This is a genomic window from Haloarcula sediminis (assembly GCF_035656455.1).
GTDB classification, from domain to species: Archaea; Halobacteriota; Halobacteria; order Halobacteriales; family Haloarculaceae; genus Haloarcula; species Haloarcula sediminis.
Genome location: NZ_JAYMGA010000012.1, coordinates 34,676 through 56,780, shown reverse-complemented (window position 1 = coordinate 56,780; position 22,105 = coordinate 34,676). Strand labels below are relative to the sequence as shown.

Genomic DNA, 22,105 nt, shown 5'->3' with positions numbered 1-22,105 from the left:
CCTCTCACTGGCACGGCCAACCACAGGGTTATCAGGTTGGATATCCAAATAATCAGGATGGCAGACAATAAAAGCGGGCGAGACAAGCAAGCCGACGACGAGCGGCGACGACAGCGAAAGCGCGACATCGTCGCGGAGCTGGAACGGGGCGACGAGAAAGAGCCGCCAATCGAGCCCGAGGCCCTCGCGGAGCTCGAACCGGAACTGGAGACGCTGACGTTCCCGGCGACGGGCGCCGACGTCGTCGACGCCGTGGGGGACCGGCCACTCGGGCCCGCAACTGTCGCGGACTTCCTGCCCGAGACCGACACCGAGACGTTCGAGGACCCCGAAGCGGTGCAACTGCGTCTCAAGCGGCCCACCATCGCCGGCGCGATGAAGCGGGTCATCGAGGCCAACGCGACCATCTCGAACGACCGACTGTCCGACTCCCAGCGGGAGGCCTACGAGCGGACCTTCCGGGAGCTCAGGGACGTTAACGCCGTCGACGAGGACGAGGGTATCGGGGCCGTCGCGGACTGGATCGTCGAGCACGTCGAGGAGCGGGAGACACTCCCCGGCTCGCGGGCGGTCCGCCGACAGGCCGCGAAAATCTGTCGGGCGAACGGCTACGAGGTCCGAAACGACGAGTGGCTCGGCGTCTGAACCGGCCTCACCCCAGGTGGAACTCGATCGCTGCGCCTTGCCCGAACCCGACGCACTCGGTCGCCAGCCCCACGTCGGCGTCCCGGCGGTTCATCTCGTGGACGAGCGTCACCGGGAGCCGCGCCCCCGATGCCCCCAGCGGGTGGCCGATGGCGATGGCGCCGCCGTTGACGTTGAAGCTGTCATCGGCAAAGCCCAGCTCGCGCTGGCAGTAGACGGTCTGGGCCGCGAAGGCCTCGTTGAGCTCCACGAGGTCGTAGTCGTCGGGCGCTCGGCCGGTCCGCTCGGAAAGCGCCCGGACCGCCGGCACGGGGCCGATACCCATCACCGTCGGGTCGACGCCGGCGACCTCGTGGGCGCCGACCTCGGCGAGCACGTCGAGTCCGTTCTCGTCGGCGAACGCCCGGCTGGTCACCACCAGGCCGGCCGCGCCGTCCGAGACCTGCGAGGCGTTGCCCGGTGTCACCGTTCCGTCGGACTTGAACACTGTCGGGAGGCCGGCGAGCGTCTCCAGGGAAGTGTCCCGGCGGATACCCTCGTCCTCGCTGACGGTGCCGTCCTCGGTCTCGACGGGGACGAGTTCGTCGTCGAAGCGGCCCGAATCGGTCGCGTCGGCGGCCCGCTCGTGGCTGCGTAGCGCGTACTCGTCCTGGCGCTTGCGGCTCACGTCGTGTTGCTCGGCAACCTTCTCGGCGGTCATCCCCATCTGGAGCTCGCCGATGTTGTAGTGGTCGGCCAGGCGCGGGTGGACGTTGTGGGTGTTCTCGCCCATCGGGACACGGGACATCGACTCGACGCCGCCGGCGACGAGCACGTCGCGCTGGCCGGCGGCGACGGCGTCGGCGGCCCGCATCAGTGCCTCCGCCGACGAGGCACACCAGCGGTTGAGCGTCGAGCCGGGGACGCTCTCGCCCAGGTCCGACAGCAGGGCGACGACGCGGGCCAGGTTGTTGCCCTGCTCGCCCCGCTGCTGGGCACAGCCCCACAGCAGGTCGTCGACGGCCTCGGACGCGATACCCGTGCGGTCGAGCAGTTCGTTCACGAGCGGAATCGAGAGGTCCTCGCTACGGACGCCGGAAAGCGCCCCGTCTTCCTTGCCCTGTGGCGTCCTGACGGCGCCGACGATAACCGGTGTTGGCATGGGCACAGTGACGACCGCGGACGTGTTAAACCCTCACAAACTCCGGAACACGGAGACTGGGTTGTCGCCCGACTCAGGCGCGCTCGTCGGGCCCTAGGCCGACTGCTCGGCGCCGGGGCCGTGGCGCTTGACCCGCTCGATGCTCTCGATGGCGGCGCTTCGCTTCGGGAAGCCCTGTCCGCCGTCGGCGATAATCTGTCCGTTGCGGTGGCGCAGCCGCCAGCGCCACTTGCCTCCCTTGTCCTCGTAGACCTCGAAGGCGGCGCTGCCGACGGCCAGCAGGTCCGCGTCGGCGGCGTAGTCGCTGACCCGCTCGACCGCCTTCACGGCCTTGTTGTGCTCGGTGTAGCCCTCGCCGCTGTCGGCGATAATCCCGTCGCCGCCCAGCAGCCGCCAGCGGAACTCCCCGCCCTTGTCCTCGTACACCTCGAACCCGTCGTCGACCGTCGCGTCGGGAGCGACCGTTCGGACCTCGTCGGCGGCCCGGCGGGCGGCGGCCCGCGTGTCGTACCCCTCGCCGCTGTCGCCCAGAATCTCGCCGTTCCTGTGTAGCAGGCGCCAGCGGTACCGGCCGGCTTTGTCGGCGTACACCTCGAAAGCGACCGGGTCGACCTGCAAGTAGGCCGCGCCGGGGACGTAGGCGCGCACGCTCTTGAGCGCCCGCCGGACGTTGGATTTGGAGGCGTACCCCTCGCCGCTGTCGGCCAATATGTTGCCGTTGTCGTGGCGCAAGCGCCAGCGGAACTCCCCGCCCTTGTCCTCGTACACCTCGAAGGCGCCCTGGCTGTCGGCCGCGGGCACCTCGGGGACATCCTCGACCGTGTCGTCCTCCGTGGCGTCCTCCAGCAGGACGACGGCGCCGCCCGCGGCGTTGCTCTGGACGCTGCGCAGTCCCTGCATCGCCTTCTGGCGCGAGGCGTACCCCTGTGCGCTGTCGGCGATGACGTTGCCGTTGCGGTGGCGCAGGCGCCAGCGGTACTTCCCGGCCTTGTCCGCAAACATCTCGAAGGTGGCCTTGCTCTCCATCGCGGCGGCGATGGCCGCCTGCGCGCTGTCGAGTTCGCCCTCGGTGGCGTCGAGCAGCTCCGAGAGGTCCTCGCGAGCGGACTCGCTGTCTACCAGCTCCTCGGCCAGTTCCGACCGCTCGGCGTCGGCCTGTTCGGCCCTCTCACTGGCCTGCTCGGCCGACGCGGTGGCCTCGGCGGCGCTCTCCTGGGCGCGCTCGTAGGCCTCCGCTCGCCCGGTCAGCAGCGGCGCGACGACGGCGCCGACCGCGGCGAGCGCGAGCCCGCCGATGTACAGCGTGACCGCGGGGTTCCCCTCCGGCCCGGTCCAGCCGCTCGGGTAGAGGAACGTAAACCACAGCGTCGCGGCCAGACAGACCAGTGCGGCCGCATACGAGACGAACAGCGCCGTCCGCGACAGCGGAAGCCGCATCGTCGGCCCGACAAAGAGCGCGACGACCCCGATGGCAGCGAAGACGTAGCCGAACTCCCGCAGCGCTGACCGGGACGGCGAGCCGTAAAACAGCGCGAGTCCGAGGACACCCAACACGATGCCCGCCACGAACAGCCAGTAACCGTACACCTCGTCGTCGGTCGTCGGTGTTCCGATACGCCCGCGATACACCCTAGACAGCACTCCATCTGATGCCATAGTGCCTTTTTCACACACCAGGGATATAACTATACTAGCTGTCATGTCAGCACACGTCACTGTGTGCGGGCCCGAATCGGCGGGACGCTTCGAGTCACTTATGCCCGTGCCGAGGTAATCTGCGTGGGAATGAGCAATCCGGAACTGGACGTCGTGGAGTTCCTGCTGACGACGACTATCTACAGCGAGCGGCGGGACCTCGACCCCGACGACCTGCCGGCGGCCTACCGGGCGGTGTTCTGGAGCGACGGTGACATCGAGCGGCCGCTGTCGGCGACGACGTCGACGGCGCGGGAGGCGACCGGCATCGAGCGGCCCTGGAGCGCCGTCTCCGGGCTGATGTTCACCGACCGGGACGACTTCTCGGGGACCCTCTCCTTTACCGACCGGGACCTCGCCGAGGAGTGGTTCCTAGAGCGGGCCGATGCGGGCACTATCGAGGCCAACCCGGTGCTCGCGGCCGAGTACGGCGACGAGTACGACGTCGACTACGACGCCGCTCGCGAGGGGAACCGCCCCGCGCGAGCGGACCGCGCGTTCATCGACGCGATGCTGGAGGAGGCCTTCGACAGCGACGACGAGGACGACGAGGAGATGCTCGACCTCGTCGACGTCCGCGCCCCCGCGGAGGTCGAGACGACGCTGCACGACCTCGTCCTGACGCCCGACCAGGAAGGCGAGATACAGAAGATAGTCAAGGCCATCGAACACCGCGACTACTTGGCCCGCATCGGCCTGCGCGAGATCGGCAAGCTCCTCTTTGTCGGTCCGCCGGGCACCGGGAAGACGAGCGTCGCCCGGGCGCTGGCCCACGACCTCGACCTCCCCTTCGTCGAGGTGAAGCTGTCGATGATAACGAGCCAGTACCTCGGCGAGACGGCGAAAAACGTCGAGAAGGTCTTCGAGGTGGCAAAGCGGCTCTCGCCTTGCATCCTCTTTATGGACGAGTTCGACTTCGTCGCCAAGACCCGCTCGTCGGACGAACACGCCGCGATCAAGCGCGCGGTCAACACCCTGCTGAAGAGCATCGACGAGATATCCCTGATTCAAGACGAGGTCCTGCTCATCGGCGCGACGAACCACCCCGACCAGCTCGACGCGGCGGCGTGGCGGCGCTTCGACGAGATCGTCAACTTCCCCAAACCGGACCGCGACATGCGCGCCGACATCCTCCGCATTGTCACCCGGCAGATGGACATCACCGACTTCGACCCGCAGACGCTGGCCGACCTCACCGAGGGGTTGACCGGCAGCGACCTCCGGATGGTGCTGCGGGAGGCGGTACTTGAGGCCCTGACCGAGGAGCGCACGACGCTCACCCAGGACGACCTCGAAGACGCTATCAAGGACTTCGAGGAGCGTGACAACCTCAAGAACATGGACATGATAGACGGCGACCACGACGCCCTGGTCGCGGGCGGGGACTTCACCGACGGGGAGGGAGCGGCCTCCGACGGCGGACACGACCACGACCACTGACCGTCGCTATTTGCCTCTGACCAGCACCACGTCGTAGCTGCCGTCGGTGGCGATGCGGTTGCCGACGCTTGAGGCCGTCGTCGTGAGGCGGCCGGCGCTGTCCGACCCGACAAAGACCATATCGGCACCGTTGCGCTTGGCTATCTTCCGGACGGGCTTTGCGATGCGGTTGGCGGTGACGCTCCGGCTGCAGGTCTCGTACTCGAAGGCCGCGTCGGGCGCGATATCGGCCACCTGCTCGCGCAGCGTCGTCACGACGGTCTCCATATCGAAGGGCTCGCCGGCGGCCAGCCAGCCGCGCTCCCGGGCGTAGGCGGCGTTGTTCTGCGGGACCACGCTCACCACGAGCACGTCCTCCCCGAGCGCCCCGCCGAACTCGCGGGCGCGTTCGAGCGCGGTAACGGTCCGGGGGGCGCCGTCGAAGGGCACGACGAAGGTCATATCTCCCGGCACGGCCAGCACCGAGATATATCCCCCGGCTCCCGTCGTGTTGCCTGTGCGCTCGCCTCAGCCGTATCTTATGCTCTCGCGCGCCGATGTCGTGGTATGACAGACGACGTATCCACTGACACAGACGGCGCCGCCGAGGACGTGTTCACGGAGCCCGACGACACCAGCGACGAGTGGGTCGACGTGCGCATGACCGACCCCGACGCCGGCGAGTGGGACATCGACGTGGTCATCGCCGAGGGGCGAGTCGAGTTCGTCGACCTCCGAATCAGGCCGGCCCTGCTTGCCGGTTTCATCGACTGTCTCGTCGACGACGTGGCCGAGGCCCGCGCCCGGGAGATTCTCGGCGAGGCGGCCCGAAAGCAGGGCATCGAGCCCGACGACCTCTCGACCGAGGAGTAGCGCCGAAACGCGGGACTTAGGGCCTTCGCTACGAGAGTGTCCACCGATGGAGGTCACGCTGCTGGGCACCGGCGACACGACGGGCACACCGACCGTCGGCTGTGACTGTGACACCTGCGAGCGCGCTCGCGACCCGGACGACCGACTGCGCGACGCGCTGGCCGCCCGCGGCGTGGACGTGACAGACGGCGTCGACCGGTCGCGCTTTTCGGTCTATGTCGAAAACGGGACGACCGGCGAGACGCTGCTCGTCGACGTCAGCCCCGACTTCCGCCACCAGTTTCAGCGAGCGGGCGTCGCCCTGCCCGACGCCGCCGTCATCACGCACGTCCACTTCGACCACCTCGACGGGCTGGGCAACGCCTACCGGCTGTTCGACGACCTGCCGGTGTACGCGGCCGATGAGACCGACCCCGTCACCGGCGAGAGCGTCGCCGGCGGTATCAGGAGCCGCTATGACTACCTCGACACCGTCTCAGTTCACCCGCGGACCCCGTACGAGCCCTTCGAGGTGGCCGGCTTCGAGGTGACGCTTGTCCCCGTGGAACACCCGCCGCTGCTGTGTTACGGCCTGCGTATCGAGGAGCCCGAGACCGGTGCCGTACTCGCCATCTCGGGCGATACCTGCTATGAGGTGCCCGAGTGCTCCCGCGAACTGCTGTCGGACGCCGACCTTGCCCTGGTCGAGGGCATCGTCCACGCCGAGGCCTGCAAGCGCCACCCGAGCGGTGGCGCCCACCACGACGACAACGGGGTCCCGCGGACCTTCGGCACCAAGCACATGACGCTGTCCGGCGCCCGCGATTTCGCCGCCGACATCGCGGCCGAGGACTACCGTATCGTCCACACGGCCCACTACGTCCCGGCCGACCGGGCCTTCGACGACGACATCGCCGTCGACGGCGAGCGCTTCTCGCTGTGACCGCGCGTCGGCCGTATCGGTCGGTGAGGCGTCCCGGACACCTTTGTACGATAGATGTGAACACCGTCCCAATGGAACGCCGAGGAATCGCCGAGGCGGGCGGTGCAGCACTCACGAGTGCTGTAGTCGCCGCCGTGGCGCTGTGGCTCGTCGTCGGCTCCGTCGACTGGGTACTGGTCGTCGGCACCGCCGCCGGGGTCGCCATCGCGGCCGCGGCCAACTACCGCGCCCGGACCGGCCACGCCGACTCGGTCGCCGACGAGGCGCCCGAGGTGACCGCCGACAACTTCGAGGACTACACCCCGGTCACGGCCGGCGACGGCGGCACCGAGGGCGTCGGCGAGGAGCGCGACGAGACGTAGTCGGACCGCCGGCCGCCTCACCGGAACCGGTCCAGCCCCGACTGCCGACGCCGGAACCCGTCTGGGTCGGGCTCCCACGGCGACTGCTCGGCGCGTAGCTCGTCGGTGTCGACCGCCGGTCTTTCGGCCTGCTCGTAGCCGCCACACTGGCTGCCACACTCCTCGCTCGCCCGGACGAGGCGGCCCTTCCACGCACACTGTGGGAGGCCGTCGCTGTCCGGCGAGCACTGCCCACACGCCGGATAGTCGAAGGTGCGCCACCCCTTCGCGTAGGCCCGCTCGGCCAGCCGCGTCCGGGCGCTCGCTTTCTCGGCCGCGGTCACCGGACGCACGTCGGTCCGGCCGGGGTGGCCCTCGATGCGCTCGATGCCCGGCTCGTCGGTCGGGAGCTGTGACGGTGCCCTGACCACCTCGCGCTCGTCGCTGTCGGGGTCGAACCGCCAGACGCCGACCTCCTCGGGGATGCGGTTGAGGTGGGCGCGGGTGACGTAGTCGGCCGTCGCCAGCACCACCTCGTCGGCAAGCGCCAGTGACACGTCGGTCCGCAGCTGGGCTTCGAGCTCGCCCGGTCTGTCGAGGTCGGGCTTGTTCTCGACTGCCGTGATGCGGTCGACCCACTCCGGATAGCGGACGGTCTGGCGGACGTACGTCCGCCCGCCGCGGCGCTCGCGCTCGAAAAAGCCCCGCTCGACGGCGAGTTCGACCGCCCGCTCGGCCCGGTCGGGGTGGCAGTCGAAGGCGTCCTTCCAGTAGCGGGCCCGGCCCGTCCCCGCGTCGGAGTCGATGGCCGCCGTCGGGATGCGTTTGGGCGTGATAGCGGCCCGCGCCGGCACGTCGCCCTCGACGACGACGGTGTCGAGGATGCGCCGCCCGTGGACGTGGCCGCCGAGCTGGCGGCTCACCAGCCGCTCGTCGCCTTCGAGGGCCCCACACAGCGCCAGCTCGAACCCGAACTCTCGCACGGCAGCAGGGAAGGGCCGACCGGGCAAAAGCCGTGCGCTCGCCCCGCCGACCACACGCAGTTTCAGCGCGTGAAGACGCCGGGGACGGTTTATAATTCCACGCTCCTGAGACGTTGATAATGGGGGGACGTGACCGGGCGGACGGGGAAGCGGGTCCGCACCGCGTGCTGGTCGTCGACGACAGCGAGGCGCTCGCGGCCGCCGTCGCGGCGTCACTCGAACACGTCGACAGCGAGTTCCGGACCACGTACACAACTGAGCCGGCCGCGGCGCTGTCGCAGTTGCGACAGGGGCGTATCGACTGGCTCGTCACGGACTACGAGATGCCAGAGACCGACGGCCTGTCGCTGGTCGACCGGGACAGGAGCGACACGCCGTTTGTCGTCTTCACGCAGCGTCGCGACGAGGCGGTCGAGAGCGCCGTCACCGACCGCGGGGGCGCCTACCTGCAGAAGGGGGCCAGCCGCGAGCAGTTCCGCCGTCTGGCGGCGCTGGTCCGCGAGCAGCTCGCTGACTGACCCCGAACCCGGGGGCGAAACAGCAGGTTTATCAGTCGCACGGGGCGAATCTCCACCAAGATTACTCCCGAGATGACATCAAACAACCAACCGGAGGTGAACATCGGACTCGTCGGCCACGTCGACCACGGGAAGACCACCCTGGTCCAGGCCCTGTCCGGCGAATGGACCGACCAGCACTCCGAGGAGATGAAGCGCGGAATCTCTATCCGGCTCGGCTACGCCGACGCCACCTTCCGTCGCTGTCCCGAGGAGGACGAGCCCGAGGCATTCACCGTCTCCGAACACTGCGAGGACCACGACGTCGACACCGACCACCTCCGGACGGTGTCGTTCGTCGACGCTCCCGGCCACGAGACGCTGATGGCGACGATGCTGTCTGGCGCGGCCATCATGGACGGCGCCGTGCTCGTCGTCTCCGCCACGGAACCCGTCCCGCAGGCCCAGACCGAGGAGCACCTCTCCGCGCTCGACATCATCGGCATCGACAACATCGTCATCGCCCAGAACAAGGTCGACCTCGTCGACGAGGAGCGGGCGATGCAAAACTACGAGCAGATACAGGAGTTCGTCGAGGGCACCGTCGCCGAGGACGCCCCAGTCGTCCCCATCAGCGCGGGCCAGGAGGCCAACATCGACCTGCTCATCGACGCCATCGAACGGGAGATTCCGACGCCCGAGCGCGACCCCGAGGCGGACGCCCGCATGATGGTCGCCCGCTCGTTCGACATCAACCGCCCGGGCACGACCTACGAGGACCTGCTGGGCGGCGTGCTGGGCGGGTCGCTCGTCGCCGGCGAGCTGGAAGTCGACGACGAGCTGGAACTGCGCCCCGGCCGCGAGGTCGAGGAGGGCGGCAAGACCGAGTGGCGCCCGGTCACCACGGACGTGCGCTCGCTGCAGGCCGGCGGCGACTTCGTCGACGAGGTCACGCCCGGCGGCCTGCTCGGTGTCGGGACCGGCCTCGACCCCTCGATCACGAAAGGCGACGCGCTGGCCGGCCAGGTCGCCGGCCCGCCCGGCAGCCTGCCGCCGACCCACGAGCAGTTCACGATGGACGTCGACCTGCTGGAACGCATCGTCGGTGACGACGGCGGCGAGGTCGAGAAGATATCGACCGGCGAGCCGCTGATGCTCACCATCGGCACCGCGACGACCGTGGGTTCGGTCACGAGCGCCCGCGACGAGGAGTGTGAGGTCGCGCTCAAGCGGCCGGTGTGTGCCGAGCCGGGCGCGAAAATCGCTATCAACCGTCGCGTCGGCACCCGGTGGCGGCTCATCGGCGTCGGCACACTGCGTGGATGATAGTGATTGACACGAACGCACTCATGATGCCGGTCGAAAGCGAGGTTCGCCTCTTCGACGAACTCGACCGACTGCTGCCCACCGCCGACGGCTATCTCGCTCCCGAAGCGGTCCGTGACGAGCTCGACAAACTGGCCGATGGGGCCGGGAAAGAGGCGACGGCGGCGTCGGTCGGTCGGGACCTGCTCGACCGGTGTACGCTCGCCGCGACCGAGGCCGATTACGCCGACGACGCCGTGCTCGAACTCGCCCAGCGCGACGACGTGACACACGCCGTAACGAACGATAACCCCCTCAAACGCCGCCTGTTCGACGCGGGGATTCCAGTAATTAGTTTAAGGGGCCGGAACAAACTGGATATCACTCAACCATAATATGTACAAACGGGTACGCCTACGCGATACAGTCGAAGTGCCGCCGCGCCACCTCGCGGACGTCAGTCCGGGGATGGTCAAGAAGCTCCTGCAGGACAAACTGGAGGGCCGGATGGACGAGGACGTCGGCAGCGTCGTCTCCGTCATCGAGGTCCACGACATCGGTGACGGCGCGGTCTTGCCGAACAAGCCCGGCGTCTACTACGAGGCCGAGTTCGACGCGCTGACCTTCGACCCGCAGATGCAGGAGGTCGTCGACGGGGAGGTCGTCGAGGTCGTCAACTTCGGGGCCTTCATCGGTATCGGGCCGGTCGATGGCCTGCTCCACGTCTCTCAGATCTCCGACGAGTATCTGGCCTACGACGAGGAGAACCAGCAACTCGCCTCCAGGGAATCAAACCGCACGCTCGGCGTCGGCGACGCCGTCCGGGCCCGCATCGTCACCAAGAGCATCGACGAGCGCAACCCCCGCGACTCCAAGATCGGCCTCACGGCAAAGCAGGTCGGCCTGGGCAAACACGGCTGGCTCCAGGAGGAACGGGAGAAACGAGAGAGCGCCGCGGCCGGTGATAGCTGATGGCTGACCGACTCGTCTGTCGCGACTGTCACCGCGTCCAGGACGCCGAAATCGAGAGCCAGTGTGAGGCCTGTGGCGGGACCTCGCTGACCGAGGACTGGGCGGGCTACGTCGTCATCGCCCACCCCGAGGAGTCCGAGATCGCCGCCGAGATGGAAGTGACCAAACCGGGGCAGTACGCGCTGAAAGTCCGCTAACGTGGCCGACGTTCTCCTCGATCTCCCCCGCGGGCTCCGGAGCGAACTCAAGGAGCCGATGGGCGCTATCTACACCGACCCAGCGGCGCTGCTGGCCGACGCCGGCGACCCGCTCGTGGCTGTGGGAGATATGGTGACGTATCACCTGCTCTCGGCCGGTCGGGTTCCCGACCTCGCCTTAGTCGACGAGCGGACCAAGCGTTCGGCGGTCGACAGCGAGGTGACCGACGCTATCACGGGCTTTGACCGGACCGTCGCGGTCGAGAACCCGGCCGGCACACTCACCCGTGAACTGCTCGCGGCGATGCGTACCGGCCTCGACAGCGCCGAGACCACGCTCCTCGACGTCGACGGCGAGGAGGACCTGGCGGCGCTCCCGGCCGTGCTCGCGGTTCCGGCGGCCGGCAGCGTCGTGTACGGGCAACCCGACGAGGGGATGGTGCTGGTCGCGCCCGACGCGACCGTTCGGGCGCGTGTCCGGTCGCTGCTGGAGCGGATGGACGGGGACGCCGAGGCGGCCTTCGGGGCTATCGGGAAAGGCGAGTGACGCGGCTCGGCCTTCCTAGAGAAAAGTAGAGGCGGGGCGGCTGTCTCGGCCGCTGCGGGCAGCCGCCGAAGGTTACTGCGGTCGCGGGACGCTCAGGTTCTGCATCTCGGTATCACACCTGTCACAGGTCACCGTCGAGCGCTCGCTACAGAGCCGAGTACCGCAGTCGGGGCATTCGAACAGCCGTTCCTCGTCGTCACAGGGGGCGGGGTCTGAGAACCGTGGCATAGTTACTCACACATGGCCGGGTGGGCGCTTAAACATTGTTACCAGTCACCAACAGTGGACGTTTGTCCAGGAAAACTGGACAACTGGTCACTCTGAGGTGGGGACCTGTCGGCCCACCGTCCAGTCACGTCAGCATGTACACGTGCCTGACCCCTGTCCAGTCACGTCAGCATGTACACGTGCCTGACCCCTGTCCAGTCACGTCAGCATGTACACGTGCCTGACTCCTGTCCAGTCACGTCAGCACGTGCACGTGCCTCACTAGCGAGCGGTGGACGCGGCGCTCGAACCGGTCGGTGACGGTCCAGCCGGCCTCGCGGGCCAGGGGGGCCCAGTCGCGGTCGGCGACCAGGACACACCGCGGAGCGATGCGGCGGGCCTCCGCCAGCGCACCGGAAACGAGGGGGGAAAGCTCCCCCTCGATGCGGGACTGGCGGCCGTAGGGGGCGTCGAAGACGACGGCGTCGGCGGCGCCGTCGGCCAGCGGCAGGCGCGCGGCGTCCGAACGGAAGAGATCCCAGCCGGCGGGGTCCGGATACTCGCCGCGGCCGGGATGTCCGGCGCCGTCGAGGACGTGGCGGAGGTTCTCCCGGCTGCCCCGGACCATCTTCGCCTGTGCGTCGCCGCCGACCGCGCGGGCGCCGACGAGGCCGGCCTCCAGCAGGAGGCCGCCGGTGCCACACATCGGGTCGACGACGGTCGTGTCGGGGCGGGCGCCGGCGATGTTCACCAGCGCGCGGGCCTCCAGGGGGTCCATGCTACCGGGCTGGAAGAAGGGGCGGTCGGTGGGCTGGCGGCCGCCGAAGTCCCGGCGCGACGCGACGGCCTGCCAGCCGAGCGCACAGCAGGCCGCCCCCGCGTCGTCGGTTTCGTCGTCACCGGCGGGGTCCGCGAAGTACGCATACAGGGTGTGGTCCGGGGTCTCAAGGTCGACGGCGAACCCGCGGTCGGTGAGGACGCCGCCCAGCGCGCGCTCGGCCGCCTGGGTGTCGACCCGCGTACTGGCCCGCACGTCGACGGCCCGGACCGCGACGGTGCCCTCGCGGTCGAGCGTGGCCGCTTCGAGGACGGCTTCTGCACTCTCGATATCGGGGTCGCCGGTCCCGACGAGCTCGCAGGCCCGGTGGGTGTAAGCGAGGTGGCGGGCGCGGTCAGTGACGCCGCGGGCGGTGGCGAGGCCGGGCGCGAGCGGGGACACGTCGCTCGCCGCGCTCGCGGCCTCGCGTCGCGCGAAGGGGTCGTCCTGTCCGCCGAGTTCGAGGACGTACACGCTCTGGCACTGTTCCCGGGGCGATATCAGCGTGCCGGTCCGCCGCGCTCGGCGCTCGAATCGGGGGACGGCGAGGCGGCCCGGCCGACGGGCGGCCCCGTCCACCGGGATGACGGTGACCGGGGCGACCGGCGCATTTAAAACGATTTATCATTCGGGACGCCCTGATAACTGGCAATCCATGCCATGAACCTTTATAAAGGTTAAATACGTGTTTTAAGTCGAGATATGGTTGACCCCAAGGAGACCATCAACATCGAAAACGTCGTCGCCTCGACCGGTATCGGCCAGGAGCTCGACCTACAGAGCGTGGCGATGGACCTCGAGGGTGCCGACTACGACCCTGAGCAGTTCCCCGGACTCGTCTACCGCACGCAGGACCCCAAGTCCGCGGCGCTGATCTTCCGTTCGGGCAAGATCGTCTGTACCGGCGCGAAGTCGACGGACGACGTCCACCAGAGCCTGCGCATCGTCTTCGATAAGCTCCGCGAGCTACAAATTCAGGTCGACGACGACCCCGAAATCGTCGTCCAGAACATCGTCACGAGCGCGGATCTGGGCCGGAATCTGAACCTCAACGCCATCGCCATCGGGCTGGGGCTTGAGAACATCGAGTACGAGCCAGAGCAGTTCCCCGGCCTCGTCTACCGGCTCGACGAGCCCGACGTGGTGGCGCTCCTGTTCGGTTCGGGCAAGCTCGTCATCACCGGCGGGAAAAAGCCCGACGATGCCAAGGAGGCCGTCGACAAGATCGTCTCCCGGCTCGAAGAGCTCGGACTGCTGGACTAGGCGGGAGCCGTTCGCGCCGGCCGGCGTAGCACAACGCACAAACACTGGCACGCCCAACCGTCGGGTATGCTCCAGGCCGGAACGCCGAGTCTGACGGGCGGCGGCGTCCTCGCAGTCATCGTCACGCTTCTGCTGACGTGGCTGTTCTACGCCGTCACCCTCCATCTGGCGGCGACCTTCTTCATCGGCGAGACGCCGACACAGCTCGCGGCGAAGGCCGCCCTCGTCCCCGCTGTCGTCTCGATGTTGCTCCAGCAGTGGGGCGTCTCCTCGGGGCTGGTCTCGCCCAGCCTCGGCGTGCTCGTGGTCGTCGTCGCCACAATCGTCGCCGACGGCATCGCTATCAGCCTCTCCTATCGGCTCTCGACGAGCTCGACGGCGCCGCTCGTGGCGCTGCATCTGGCCTTTGCCGCGGTGCTTGGCTTCGCGCTGAACAACATCTTCGGTCTGATATAGATGGACGACAACGACCGCGCTATCGTCTCCTTTACCGGGCTGGCCCACGCGCTGGTCCACACGTACGAGCTCTCCGTCCCCATCTTCGTCGTCGTCTGGCTCACCGAGTTCCCCGTGACGACCGCCACGCTGGGCACCGCCGTCGCCGTCGGCTACGCCCTGTTCGGCGCGGGGGCCCTGCCCGGCGGCGTGCTGACCGACCGGTACGGCTCGAACACGCTCGTCACCGCCTGTCTCGTCGGGATGGGCGCCTCCTTCCTGCTGCTCTCCGTCGCACCTTCCGTCCCGGTCATCGCCGTCGCGCTCGGCCTGTGGGGCCTCGCGGCCAGCGTCTACCACCCCGCCGGGCTGGCGCTCATCTCGAAAGGCGTCGAGGCCCGGGGGACCGGCTTCGCCTACCACGGGATGGCCGGCAACGCCGGCATCGCGCTGGGACCGCTCGTCACAGCCCTGCTCTTGCTCGTGGTCGACTGGCGCGTCGTCGCCGCCCTGCTCGTCCTCCCGGCGGTTGCCGCCGTGGCCTACGCCCGCACCGCCGAGTTCGACGAGACAGCGGCCGTCGACGCGGCTGCGAGTGACGGCGGCGGCTCGGTCGACGGCTCCCCGACCTCGCTCACGGCGTTTCTCGCGGATAGTCGGGCGCTCTTTACCGCTGGCTTCACCCTCGCGATGCTCGTCGTGATGGCCAACGGGCTGTTCTATCGGGGCGTGCTCACTTTCCTCCCGGACGTGCTCGGGGATTTTCTCCCGCCCGTGGGCGACGTAGTGGGGCTGTTCGCCGACAGCCCGCTCGCCGCCGAGTTCGACCTGGCCTCGTACCTGTACGTGGGGCTGTTGACCGTCGGTATCGGCGGCCAGTACGTCGGTGGCAAGCTCACCGACCGCATCCCGACGGCCACCGGCATGGCGGCGGTCTTTGCCGGCCTCGCGGTGGTCGCCGTCGGCTTCGTCCCCGCCGCACGGGCCGGCGTGGGGCCGCTGCTTGCGGTCAGCGCGCTGCTTGGCTTCCTGCTCTTTGCCCTCCAGCCGCTCTATCAGGCGACTATCGCCGAGAACAGCCCGCCGGGCGGCCGGGGACTCTCCTATGGCTACACCTACCTCTGTTCCTTTGGCGTCGGCGCGGCCGGCGCGGCTATCTCTGGGTATCTGCTGTCGGCCGTCGGCGTGGACGGGACCTTCCTCGGGCTGGCGGTGTTTCCCGTCCTCGGACTGGGCTTTGCGCTTTCGCTGTGGCGGCTGGGCGACAGCTGATACCAGTTGCAACCGACAACGCCGTGGTAGCGGTATGAAACCACCATCGGCGTGCGGCCGGGAGCCGCCTCCGTGTGGCTCCCCGGGGAAGGGCAGGTAGACCCGAGTTAGCATACCGCTCGCCGCCGGCGAGCGGTTTCACTTCACGCGAGTGAGCGAAGCGAACGAGCGTGAAGGGAGTTTTTAGCGTAGATTTTTGCAAGGGGGGTGCTCGCACCGCGAGCACTCCCCGCAGTAAAAAGGTACTATTCCACGAGGCGTTCAATCTCGGTCACTAGGACGTCGCTGGCGCCCACTTCTTTGAGGTCGTTGATGACCTCGAAGACGCGGCTGTCGTCGACGACAGCGTGGACCGCCACGTCGTCGTTCCCGGCGATGTCCATCACCGTCGGGCCGCCCATTCCCGGCAGGACCTCCTTCACCTCGGACAGTGCCGACTCGGGGACGTTCATCATCAGGTAGCGTTTGCCCTCCGCCGACAGCACCGAGTGCAGGGCCATCCGGACCTGTTCGACCTTCTCGTCGTCGGCCACGTCCTCGCGGGCGAACAGCCGAACCGAGGAGGACAGCACCTCGTCGATGATCTCTAACCTGTTCATCCGGAGGGTCGTCCCCGTCGAGGTAATGTCGATGATGGCGTCGGCGATGTCGACGTGGGGCGTCAGTTCCGTCGCGCCCGAGACCTCGGCGATGTCGACGTCGACGTCGAGGTCCGCGAAGTAGCTCCGGGCGATGTTGGGAAACTCCGTGGCGACGGTACCGCCGTCTAAGTCGTAGACGGTCTGGATGTCGCCCTCCTCCGGGGCGGCCAGGACGAGCCGACAGCTCCCGAACTCGAGGTCCAGCAGCTCTTCGAGGTCGTCCACTTCGGACTCGTGGACCTGGTCTAAGCCGGTGATGCCGATGTCGGCCGCCCCGTCGGAGACGTACTCCGGGATGTCGGCCGCGCGGGCATACAGCACCGTCACCTCCGGGTCGACGGTGTCGGCGTACAGTTGGCGGTCGGCTCCGTCGACGATATGGAGGCCGGCCCGTTCGAGCAACTCCTCGGCCGGCTCGTGCAAGCGACCCTTGTTGGGGACGGCGATTCGCATATCGGAACTGGGAGGGGGCGGGCCTACTGTCTTTCCCTCCGTTCTTACTCTCGCCGCGGCAACAGGACAAAGAGCCCACCGGCGACCAGCGTCAGCCCGGCCATCACGTAGAAGGAGAGGTCAAACAGCCCGCGGTCGGCAAAGAGGCCCACGAGCGTCGACCCGGTCGCGCCCACCGAGAAAAAGCACGTTCGCAGGAGCCCCCACCCGGTTCCCTCGACGGCATCGGGCAGCAGGTCGACGATGTAGGCGTTGGTCAGCGGTCCCGAACTCATCCGGACGCCGATAGCCGCCGCGCCCAGCCCCAGTACGAGCCGCCCCGAAAGCAGCGGCAGGAGCGCAAGCGGGACGGCGCTGACGACACAGACCCCGACCAGTACCGCCGGGGTGCCATGCCGGTCGGCGAGCCGGCCGGTCACCGCCTGTGAGACGGCACCGCCGACGAACAGCCCCGCCAGGATGGCTCCGGCGGTCCCCTGCGTGATACTCCGCGTGGTGACCAGATACGTCGTCAGAAAGGCCGTGACGGCCTGGAAGACGAGCAACATCACCATCGCGCCGCCGACGGCCAGGGCCAGCCGGCGGTCGCGGAGGCCGGCCAGCACCGTCCGGAGGTCGGCCCGCAGCGAGCGGTCGTCCGTGGCCGTCTCCCGGTCGGAGACGCTGAGCCACAGCGCGGCAGCCACGAGCAAAAAGAGCGGTGCGACGGCCGCCAGCCCGACCCGCCAGCCGTAGCGGGCGGTGACGACGACGGCGACAAGCGGCAAGGCCGCCGAGCCGACGGAGCCGGCGGCCATCACGGTGCCGAAGGCCACGCCCTCGCGGGCGTCGAAGGTCCGCGAGAGCAGCGTTCCCCGGGGCGGGCCGTAGAGGCCGGTGCCGAGGCCGAACCCGGCCGTCGCGAGGACAAACAGCGCGTAGGTCGGCGCGACCAGATAGCCAAGCAACCCGATGCCGGACAGCAGCGCCGACCCGACCAGCAGCGTCCGCTCGCCGACCCGGTCGATGTACACTCCCGTGGGGAACTGCATGGCGGCGTAGGTGAGCCAGAGGACCGTCACCGCCGCGCCCGCGCTCGTGTTCGACACCGCGAACTCAGCGCGGATAGTCGGCAGGACGGCGGGGACGACAAAGCGCATCCCCAGCACGAGGAACCACCCGGCGGAGACGGCCGCGAGCAGGCGGTAGGGCTTGCCGGCCCGCGAGTCGCTGACGGCCCCGCGAACTCGGTCGGTGACACCCATCTGATATCGGACGAAGGCGGTCGACCGGAAAGACGCTGACGGACGGGGCAGAAGTCGGCCCAACTATTACCGGGCGTTCCCAACCCCGTCCCATGACCGACCTCCTCGTTTCCGGCGGCCAGGTGCTGCGACCGGATATGACCGTCGAGCGCGCGGACGTGCTCGTCAACCAGGACAGCGGCGACATCGTCGCCGTCGACGACCCTGGCGAACTGGCGGGCGACGACGAACTGGACGCCAGCGGCGGCCTCGTCATCCCCGGACTCGTCAACGCTCACACCCACGTCGCGATGACGCTCCTTCGGGGGTACGCTGACGACAAACCGCTGGACGCGTGGCTCCAGGAGGACATCTGGCCCGTCGAGGCCGAACTCACGCCCGAGGACGTTCGCGTCGGTGCCGAACTCGGACTGGTCGAGATGATTCAGTCAGGGACGACGGCCCTCTCGGACATGTACTTCCACGTCGAGGAGATAGCCGGGGCCATCGAGGACGCGGGCCTGCGGGCCGTCCTCGGACACACCGCTGTCACCGTCGCCAAGGACGACGAGGGGGCCCGCGCCGATATGCAGGCCAGTCTCGATACGGCGCTGGAACTGGACGGCGCGGCCGACGGCCGCATCAGGACGACGTTCCAGCCCCACAGCCTCACCACCGTCGGGGAGGAGTACCTCCGTGAGTTCGTCCCGGAGGCCGTCGAGGCCGGCCTGCCCATCCACTTACACGCCAACGAGACAACCGACGAGGTCGACCCGCTCGTCGACGACCACGGCGTTCGCCCGCTGGAATACGCCGACGACGTGGGGCTGCTGGGTGCGGACACGTTCCTCGCACACTGTGTCCACGTCGACGGGACCGAAATCGACCTGCTGGCCGACTCCCGCACCGGCGCGGTCCACTGCCCGGCCTCGAACATGAAACTCGCGAGCGGGATGGCGCCGGTCCAGGAGATGGTCGACGCCGGCGTCACCGTCGGGCTGGGCACGGACGGGGCGGCCTCGAACAACGACCTCGACATGTTCGACGAGATGCGCGACGCCGCGATGGTCGGGAAACTGGCCGCCGACGACGCGAGCGCCGTCCCCGCCGAGACGGTCGTGGAGATGGCGACCGCGAACGGGGCCGAACTGCTGGCCTTTGACTCGGGCCGCATCGAAGCCGGCGCGAACGCCGACCTCGCCGTCGTCGATCTCGATGCCGCCCACCTGACGCCGGCCCACGACCTCGTCTCGCATCTGGCCTACGCCGTCCGCGGCAGCGACGTGTGCCACACGGTCTGTGACGGGCAGGTGCTCATGCGGGACCGCGAGGTCACCGTCTTCGACGAGGCGGCGGTCCGGGAGCGGGCGGGCGAACACGCCGCGGCGCTCGTCGAGCGGGCTACAGCGTGAGTTAAACCCTCGAATAGCGTTATAAACTCTCTAACTGTCTCTGCGTGTGTCCTGTCGCGGTAGCGAACCGGGTGAACGAACTGAACGGGAGAGGGGGTTTAATCAGATATCTCCCCAGGATAGACGTGTGATGTATACCAGATTGTTCGCAGTGATGGCCACAGTGGGGGTGGTCCTGTTCGCGCTGGGTCCGGGGGCAGCGACCGTCGCGGCCGACAGCGCCGGTAACGACGCGCTCGACGTGGCGGTCGAGCAGGCAGACGACGAGCCGACGGTGACGGTGACTGACAACGGTACCGCCGTCGACAACGCCACCGTGGCCGCCGACCCCCTCGACAACGGCACGTACGAGGGTGCGGGCGAGAACTACTCGACTGACGCGAACGGGACGGTGGCGCTTCCCGAGCCCGAAGAGAACGTCTCCGTCGAGGTGACCGCGACCGCCGGTAACGCAACGGGCTCGACGACGGCCGACCTGACTGTTTCGAGCGGGAACGAGTCCGTCGGCTTCGGCGAACGCGTCTCGACGTTCGTCCAGTCGCTGCTCTCGGACAACACGACTGGCGTCGGCCAGCAGGTCGCCGAGTACGTGACCGAGAACAATCCGGGTAACGCACCAGCATGGGCCGGTCCGCCCGCGGATGAGGACAGGCGCGGCCCGCCCGACCACGCCGGCCCGCCCGAGGATAGCGACAACGAGACCGACGACGACAGGAGCGGCCCGCCCGACCACGCCGGTCCGCCCGAGGGTAGCGACGACGAAAACGAGACCGACGACAACGAGACGGACGACGACCGGAACGGACCGCCCGAACACGCCGGTCCGCCCGAGGATAGCGACGACGCTGACGAGACGGACGACGAGAACGACGCTGACGAGACGGACGACGAGAACGACGCTGACGAGACGGACGACGCTGACGAGACGGACGACGAGAACGACGCTGACGAGACGGACAACGACAGCGGCGGGCCCCCGGACCACGCTCGCGGCAACGGTAACTGACCGGCTTCGGTAGCGTTTTACGAACTCTCTCCTTCGTTCCGGGCATGACAGCGCCCATTTCTGAGCGACTCGACGACGCCGACGCGGCCCGGGAGTCGGGCCGCCGGAAGATGGACTGGGCAGCCCAGCACATGCCCATCTGCGACGCGCTCGCCTCGGAGTTCGAGGCCGAACAGCCTTTCGCGGGCGAGCGCATCGGTATGGCGATGCACGTCGAGGCGAAGACGGCCATCCTGGCCGAGATTCTGGCCGCCGGCGGCGCGGAGGTCGCCATCACCGGCTGTAACCCGCTCTCGACGCACGACGACGTCAGCGCGGCCCTGGACGCCGTCGACGGGGTGACCTCCTACGCCGAGCGCGGCGTCGACGACGAGGCGTACTACGCCGCTATCGAGGCCGTCATCGACCACGAGCCGACCATCACCGTCGACGACGGGATGGACCTTGTCGCGGCCATCCACGAGGACTACCCCGAGCTCATCGACACCATCGTCGGCGGCGCCGAAGAGACCACGACCGGCGTCCACCGCCTGCGTGCGATGGACGAGGACGGCCAGCTCGACTACCCCGTCTTCGCCGTCAACGACACGCCGATGAAGCGGCTGTTCGACAACGTCCACGGCACCGGGGAGTCCTCGCTGGCCTCGATTGCGATGACGACGAACCTCTCGTGGGCCGGCAAGACCGTCGTGGTCGCCGGCTACGGCCACTGCGGGAAAGGCGTCGCGAAGAAGGCCAGCGGCCAGAACGCCGACGTGGTCGTCACGGAGGTCGAACCCCGTCGCGCTCTGGAGGCGCACATGGAGGGGTACGACGTGATGCCGATGGCCGAGGCCGCCGCCGAGGGCGACGTGTTCATCACGACGACGGGCAACCGAGACGTCATCGTCTCCGAGCACTTCGAGGCGATGCAGGACGGCGTCTTGCTCGCCAACGCCGGCCACTTCGACGTCGAGATCGACCTCGACGCCCTCTCGGAGCTGGCCGTCGACACCTACGAGGCCCGCGACGGCGTCCAGGCCTACGAGATGGCCGACGGCCGCCGGCTGAACGTGCTGGCGGAGGGGCGACTTGTGAACCTGGCGACCCCCATCGCGCTTGGCCACCCGGTCGAGGTGATGGACCAGAGCTTCGGCATCCAGGCCGTCGTGGTCCGCGAACTGGTCGAGAACGGCGACGCGTACGAGGCGGGCGTCCACGACGTGCCCGACCGGCTGGACAAGGAGGTCGCGGAGATTAAACTGGACGCCGAGGGTGTCGAGTTCGACGCGCTGACAGAGACCCAGGCCGAGTATATGGACTCCTGGCAGCACGGGACGTAGGGTGGTCGCGAACGGAGTGAGCGACCACCTATCAGCCGAACGGGGAACGCAGTGACCCGTGAGGCGCGGGCGGGCTGAGCACAGTGAAGGGCGTCGTAGAGTGAGCGGGGAGTGTCACGACCCGCGGAGAGGCCCGGCGAGACGCGAACGAAGTGGGCCTCTCGGACACGGCCGAACGGGGAACGCAGTGACCCGCAAGCAGTACGCTGGCCGATCCGTGGGCTATCGCAGTGTTGTGACAATCGGAATCGATTAGAGCGGGAGACTGCTATTCGTATCAGTGACAGGTGAGTCCCACGTCGAGTTTCTCGCGGTCGAATCCGCCTTCATCATGGTCGGCTTCGCCGCCGCTGCGTTCCTGTTACCGCCGGACCCGTACTCGCAGGTGCTTTCGACGCTGGCGATTCTGGCGGTGACGCTCCCGCTCTCGTACTGGCTGGTCTACAGGCGGGGGCGCTGACACCGTTCCGAACGGCCCACGCTCCACACGACCGCTGACGGCGGGACGGCAATTTTA

The 22,105-nt window shown here is 68.5% G+C and carries 26 protein-coding genes; 18 read left to right on the top strand and 8 right to left on the bottom strand.

The annotated features are described in order from the left end of the window. Positions 1-57 precede the first annotated feature (57 nt). On the top strand, positions 58-645 hold the full coding sequence (locus VJ162_RS17120; RefSeq protein WP_324665979.1) for a DUF5789 family protein: 588 nt from the start codon (positions 58-60) through the stop codon (positions 643-645). A gap of 7 nt (positions 646-652) precedes the next feature. Here VJ162_RS17120 and VJ162_RS17115 read toward each other — a convergent pair whose 3' ends face one another. Continuing rightward, positions 653-1,786, bottom strand: coding sequence for a thiolase family protein (locus VJ162_RS17115; RefSeq protein ID WP_324665977.1), 1,134 nt, complete (start codon positions 1,784-1,786; stop codon positions 653-655). A 93-nt stretch (positions 1,787-1,879) separates the two neighbouring features. Beyond that, positions 1,880-3,442 (bottom strand): YegP family protein, encoded by a 1,563-nt coding sequence (locus VJ162_RS17110; RefSeq protein WP_324665975.1) that lies wholly within the window; start codon positions 3,440-3,442, stop codon positions 1,880-1,882. 129 nt (positions 3,443-3,571) lie between these two features. On the opposite strand from VJ162_RS17110, the gene VJ162_RS17105 reads away from it, so the two are divergent. Further along, positions 3,572-4,921, top strand: coding sequence for an ATP-binding protein (locus VJ162_RS17105; protein WP_324665974.1), 1,350 nt, complete (start codon positions 3,572-3,574; stop codon positions 4,919-4,921). Between the two features lie 6 nt (positions 4,922-4,927). On the opposite strand, the gene VJ162_RS17100 is transcribed toward VJ162_RS17105, so the two are convergent. Beyond that, positions 4,928-5,362, bottom strand: coding sequence for a universal stress protein (locus VJ162_RS17100; protein ID WP_324665972.1), 435 nt, complete (start codon positions 5,360-5,362; stop codon positions 4,928-4,930). 105 nt (positions 5,363-5,467) lie between these two features. Here VJ162_RS17100 and VJ162_RS17095 point away from each other — a divergent pair, with 105 nt between their 5' ends. The 3 genes from VJ162_RS17095 (at position 5,468) to VJ162_RS17085 (ending at position 7,057) form a co-directional block, all read left to right on the top strand. Then, positions 5,468-5,773, top strand: a complete 306-nt coding sequence (locus VJ162_RS17095) for a hypothetical protein (protein ID WP_324665970.1) — start codon at positions 5,468-5,470, stop codon at positions 5,771-5,773. Positions 5,774-5,819: 46 nt separating this feature from the next. After that, positions 5,820-6,695, top strand: a complete 876-nt coding sequence (locus VJ162_RS17090) for an MBL fold metallo-hydrolase (RefSeq protein ID WP_324665969.1) — start codon at positions 5,820-5,822, stop codon at positions 6,693-6,695. Between the two features lie 71 nt (positions 6,696-6,766). Continuing rightward, positions 6,767-7,057 carry a hypothetical protein gene (locus tag VJ162_RS17085; RefSeq protein WP_324665968.1) on the top strand — a complete coding sequence of 97 codons (291 nt, stop codon included), beginning with the start codon at positions 6,767-6,769 and terminating at the stop codon, positions 7,055-7,057. Positions 7,058-7,074: 17 nt separating this feature from the next. On the opposite strand, the gene VJ162_RS17080 is transcribed toward VJ162_RS17085, so the two are convergent. After that, on the bottom strand, positions 7,075-8,019 hold the full coding sequence (locus VJ162_RS17080) for a DUF5787 family protein (protein WP_324665966.1): 945 nt from the start codon (positions 8,017-8,019) through the stop codon (positions 7,075-7,077). Positions 8,020-8,138: 119 nt separating this feature from the next. Between VJ162_RS17080 and VJ162_RS17075 the strand changes: the two genes are divergently transcribed. From VJ162_RS17075 to VJ162_RS17050, 6 genes are all read left to right on the top strand, one after another. Continuing rightward, positions 8,139-8,537: a response regulator gene (locus VJ162_RS17075; RefSeq protein WP_324665965.1), complete on the top strand. Its 399-nt coding sequence runs from the start codon at positions 8,139-8,141 to the stop codon at positions 8,535-8,537. Positions 8,538-8,609: 72 nt separating this feature from the next. Next, positions 8,610-9,842 (top strand): translation initiation factor IF-2 subunit gamma, encoded by a 1,233-nt coding sequence (locus tag VJ162_RS17070; RefSeq protein ID WP_324665963.1) that lies wholly within the window; start codon positions 8,610-8,612, stop codon positions 9,840-9,842. After that, on the top strand, positions 9,839-10,216 hold the full coding sequence (locus VJ162_RS17065; RefSeq protein ID WP_324665961.1) for a twitching motility protein PilT: 378 nt from the start codon (positions 9,839-9,841) through the stop codon (positions 10,214-10,216). Before VJ162_RS17070 ends, VJ162_RS17065 begins: the two co-directional genes overlap by 4 nt. A gap of 1 nt (position 10,217) precedes the next feature. After that, positions 10,218-10,793, top strand: coding sequence for a DNA-directed RNA polymerase (locus tag VJ162_RS17060; RefSeq protein ID WP_324665960.1), 576 nt, complete (start codon positions 10,218-10,220; stop codon positions 10,791-10,793). Next, positions 10,793-10,990 carry a transcription elongation factor subunit Spt4 gene (spt4, locus tag VJ162_RS17055; RefSeq protein WP_324665959.1) on the top strand — a complete coding sequence of 66 codons (198 nt, stop codon included), beginning with the start codon at positions 10,793-10,795 and terminating at the stop codon, positions 10,988-10,990. Before VJ162_RS17060 ends, spt4 begins: the two co-directional genes overlap by 1 nt. Position 10,991: 1 nt before the next feature. Further along, positions 10,992-11,537 carry a GTP-dependent dephospho-CoA kinase family protein gene (locus VJ162_RS17050; protein WP_324665958.1) on the top strand — a complete coding sequence of 182 codons (546 nt, stop codon included), beginning with the start codon at positions 10,992-10,994 and terminating at the stop codon, positions 11,535-11,537. A 72-nt stretch (positions 11,538-11,609) separates the two neighbouring features. Here VJ162_RS17050 and VJ162_RS17045 read toward each other — a convergent pair whose 3' ends face one another. Together VJ162_RS17045 and VJ162_RS17040 are read right to left on the bottom strand one after the other, a co-directional pair. After that, complete coding sequence (locus tag VJ162_RS17045) at positions 11,610-11,765, bottom strand: rubrerythrin-like domain-containing protein (RefSeq protein ID WP_324665957.1); 156 nt, start codon at positions 11,763-11,765, stop codon at positions 11,610-11,612. A gap of 235 nt (positions 11,766-12,000) precedes the next feature. After that, on the bottom strand, positions 12,001-13,035 hold the full coding sequence (locus VJ162_RS17040) for a TIGR01177 family methyltransferase (RefSeq protein WP_324665955.1): 1,035 nt from the start codon (positions 13,033-13,035) through the stop codon (positions 12,001-12,003). A gap of 228 nt (positions 13,036-13,263) precedes the next feature. Here VJ162_RS17040 and VJ162_RS17035 point away from each other — a divergent pair, with 228 nt between their 5' ends. The 3 genes from VJ162_RS17035 to VJ162_RS17025 all read left to right on the top strand — a co-directional run bounded on the left by VJ162_RS17035 (position 13,264) and on the right by VJ162_RS17025 (position 15,531). Further along, positions 13,264-13,824, top strand: coding sequence for a TATA-box-binding protein (locus tag VJ162_RS17035; protein ID WP_262179453.1), 561 nt, complete (start codon positions 13,264-13,266; stop codon positions 13,822-13,824). 66 nt (positions 13,825-13,890) lie between these two features. Further along, entirely contained in the window at positions 13,891-14,280 is a 390-nt protein-coding gene (locus tag VJ162_RS17030; RefSeq protein WP_324665952.1) for a DUF7473 family protein, read from the top strand. Then, the gene (locus VJ162_RS17025; protein ID WP_324665950.1) at positions 14,281-15,531 is read left to right on the top strand and encodes an MFS transporter; all 1,251 of its coding nucleotides are present in this window, start codon (positions 14,281-14,283) and stop codon (positions 15,529-15,531) included. A 245-nt stretch (positions 15,532-15,776) separates the two neighbouring features. Here the strand turns inward: VJ162_RS17025 and hisG are convergent, their stop codons facing one another. Together hisG and VJ162_RS17015 are read right to left on the bottom strand one after the other, a co-directional pair. Next, the gene (gene hisG, locus VJ162_RS17020) at positions 15,777-16,625 is read right to left on the bottom strand and encodes an ATP phosphoribosyltransferase (protein WP_324665949.1); all 849 of its coding nucleotides are present in this window, start codon (positions 16,623-16,625) and stop codon (positions 15,777-15,779) included. Positions 16,626-16,669: 44 nt separating this feature from the next. Then, the gene (locus VJ162_RS17015) at positions 16,670-17,869 is read right to left on the bottom strand and encodes an MFS transporter (RefSeq protein WP_324665947.1); all 1,200 of its coding nucleotides are present in this window, start codon (positions 17,867-17,869) and stop codon (positions 16,670-16,672) included. Positions 17,870-17,961: 92 nt separating this feature from the next. Here VJ162_RS17015 and VJ162_RS17010 point away from each other — a divergent pair, with 92 nt between their 5' ends. From VJ162_RS17010 to VJ162_RS16995, 4 genes are all read left to right on the top strand, one after another. Next, on the top strand, positions 17,962-19,260 hold the full coding sequence (locus tag VJ162_RS17010; RefSeq protein WP_324665946.1) for an amidohydrolase: 1,299 nt from the start codon (positions 17,962-17,964) through the stop codon (positions 19,258-19,260). Positions 19,261-19,390: 130 nt separating this feature from the next. Then, positions 19,391-20,266 carry a hypothetical protein gene (locus VJ162_RS17005; RefSeq protein ID WP_324665943.1) on the top strand — a complete coding sequence of 292 codons (876 nt, stop codon included), beginning with the start codon at positions 19,391-19,393 and terminating at the stop codon, positions 20,264-20,266. Positions 20,267-20,310: 44 nt separating this feature from the next. Continuing rightward, entirely contained in the window at positions 20,311-21,588 is a 1,278-nt protein-coding gene (locus VJ162_RS17000; RefSeq protein WP_324665942.1) for an adenosylhomocysteinase, read from the top strand. 280 nt (positions 21,589-21,868) lie between these two features. Beyond that, entirely contained in the window at positions 21,869-22,048 is a 180-nt protein-coding gene (locus VJ162_RS16995) for a DUF7534 family protein (protein ID WP_324665940.1), read from the top strand. The last annotated feature ends 57 nt before the right edge of the window (positions 22,049-22,105 follow it).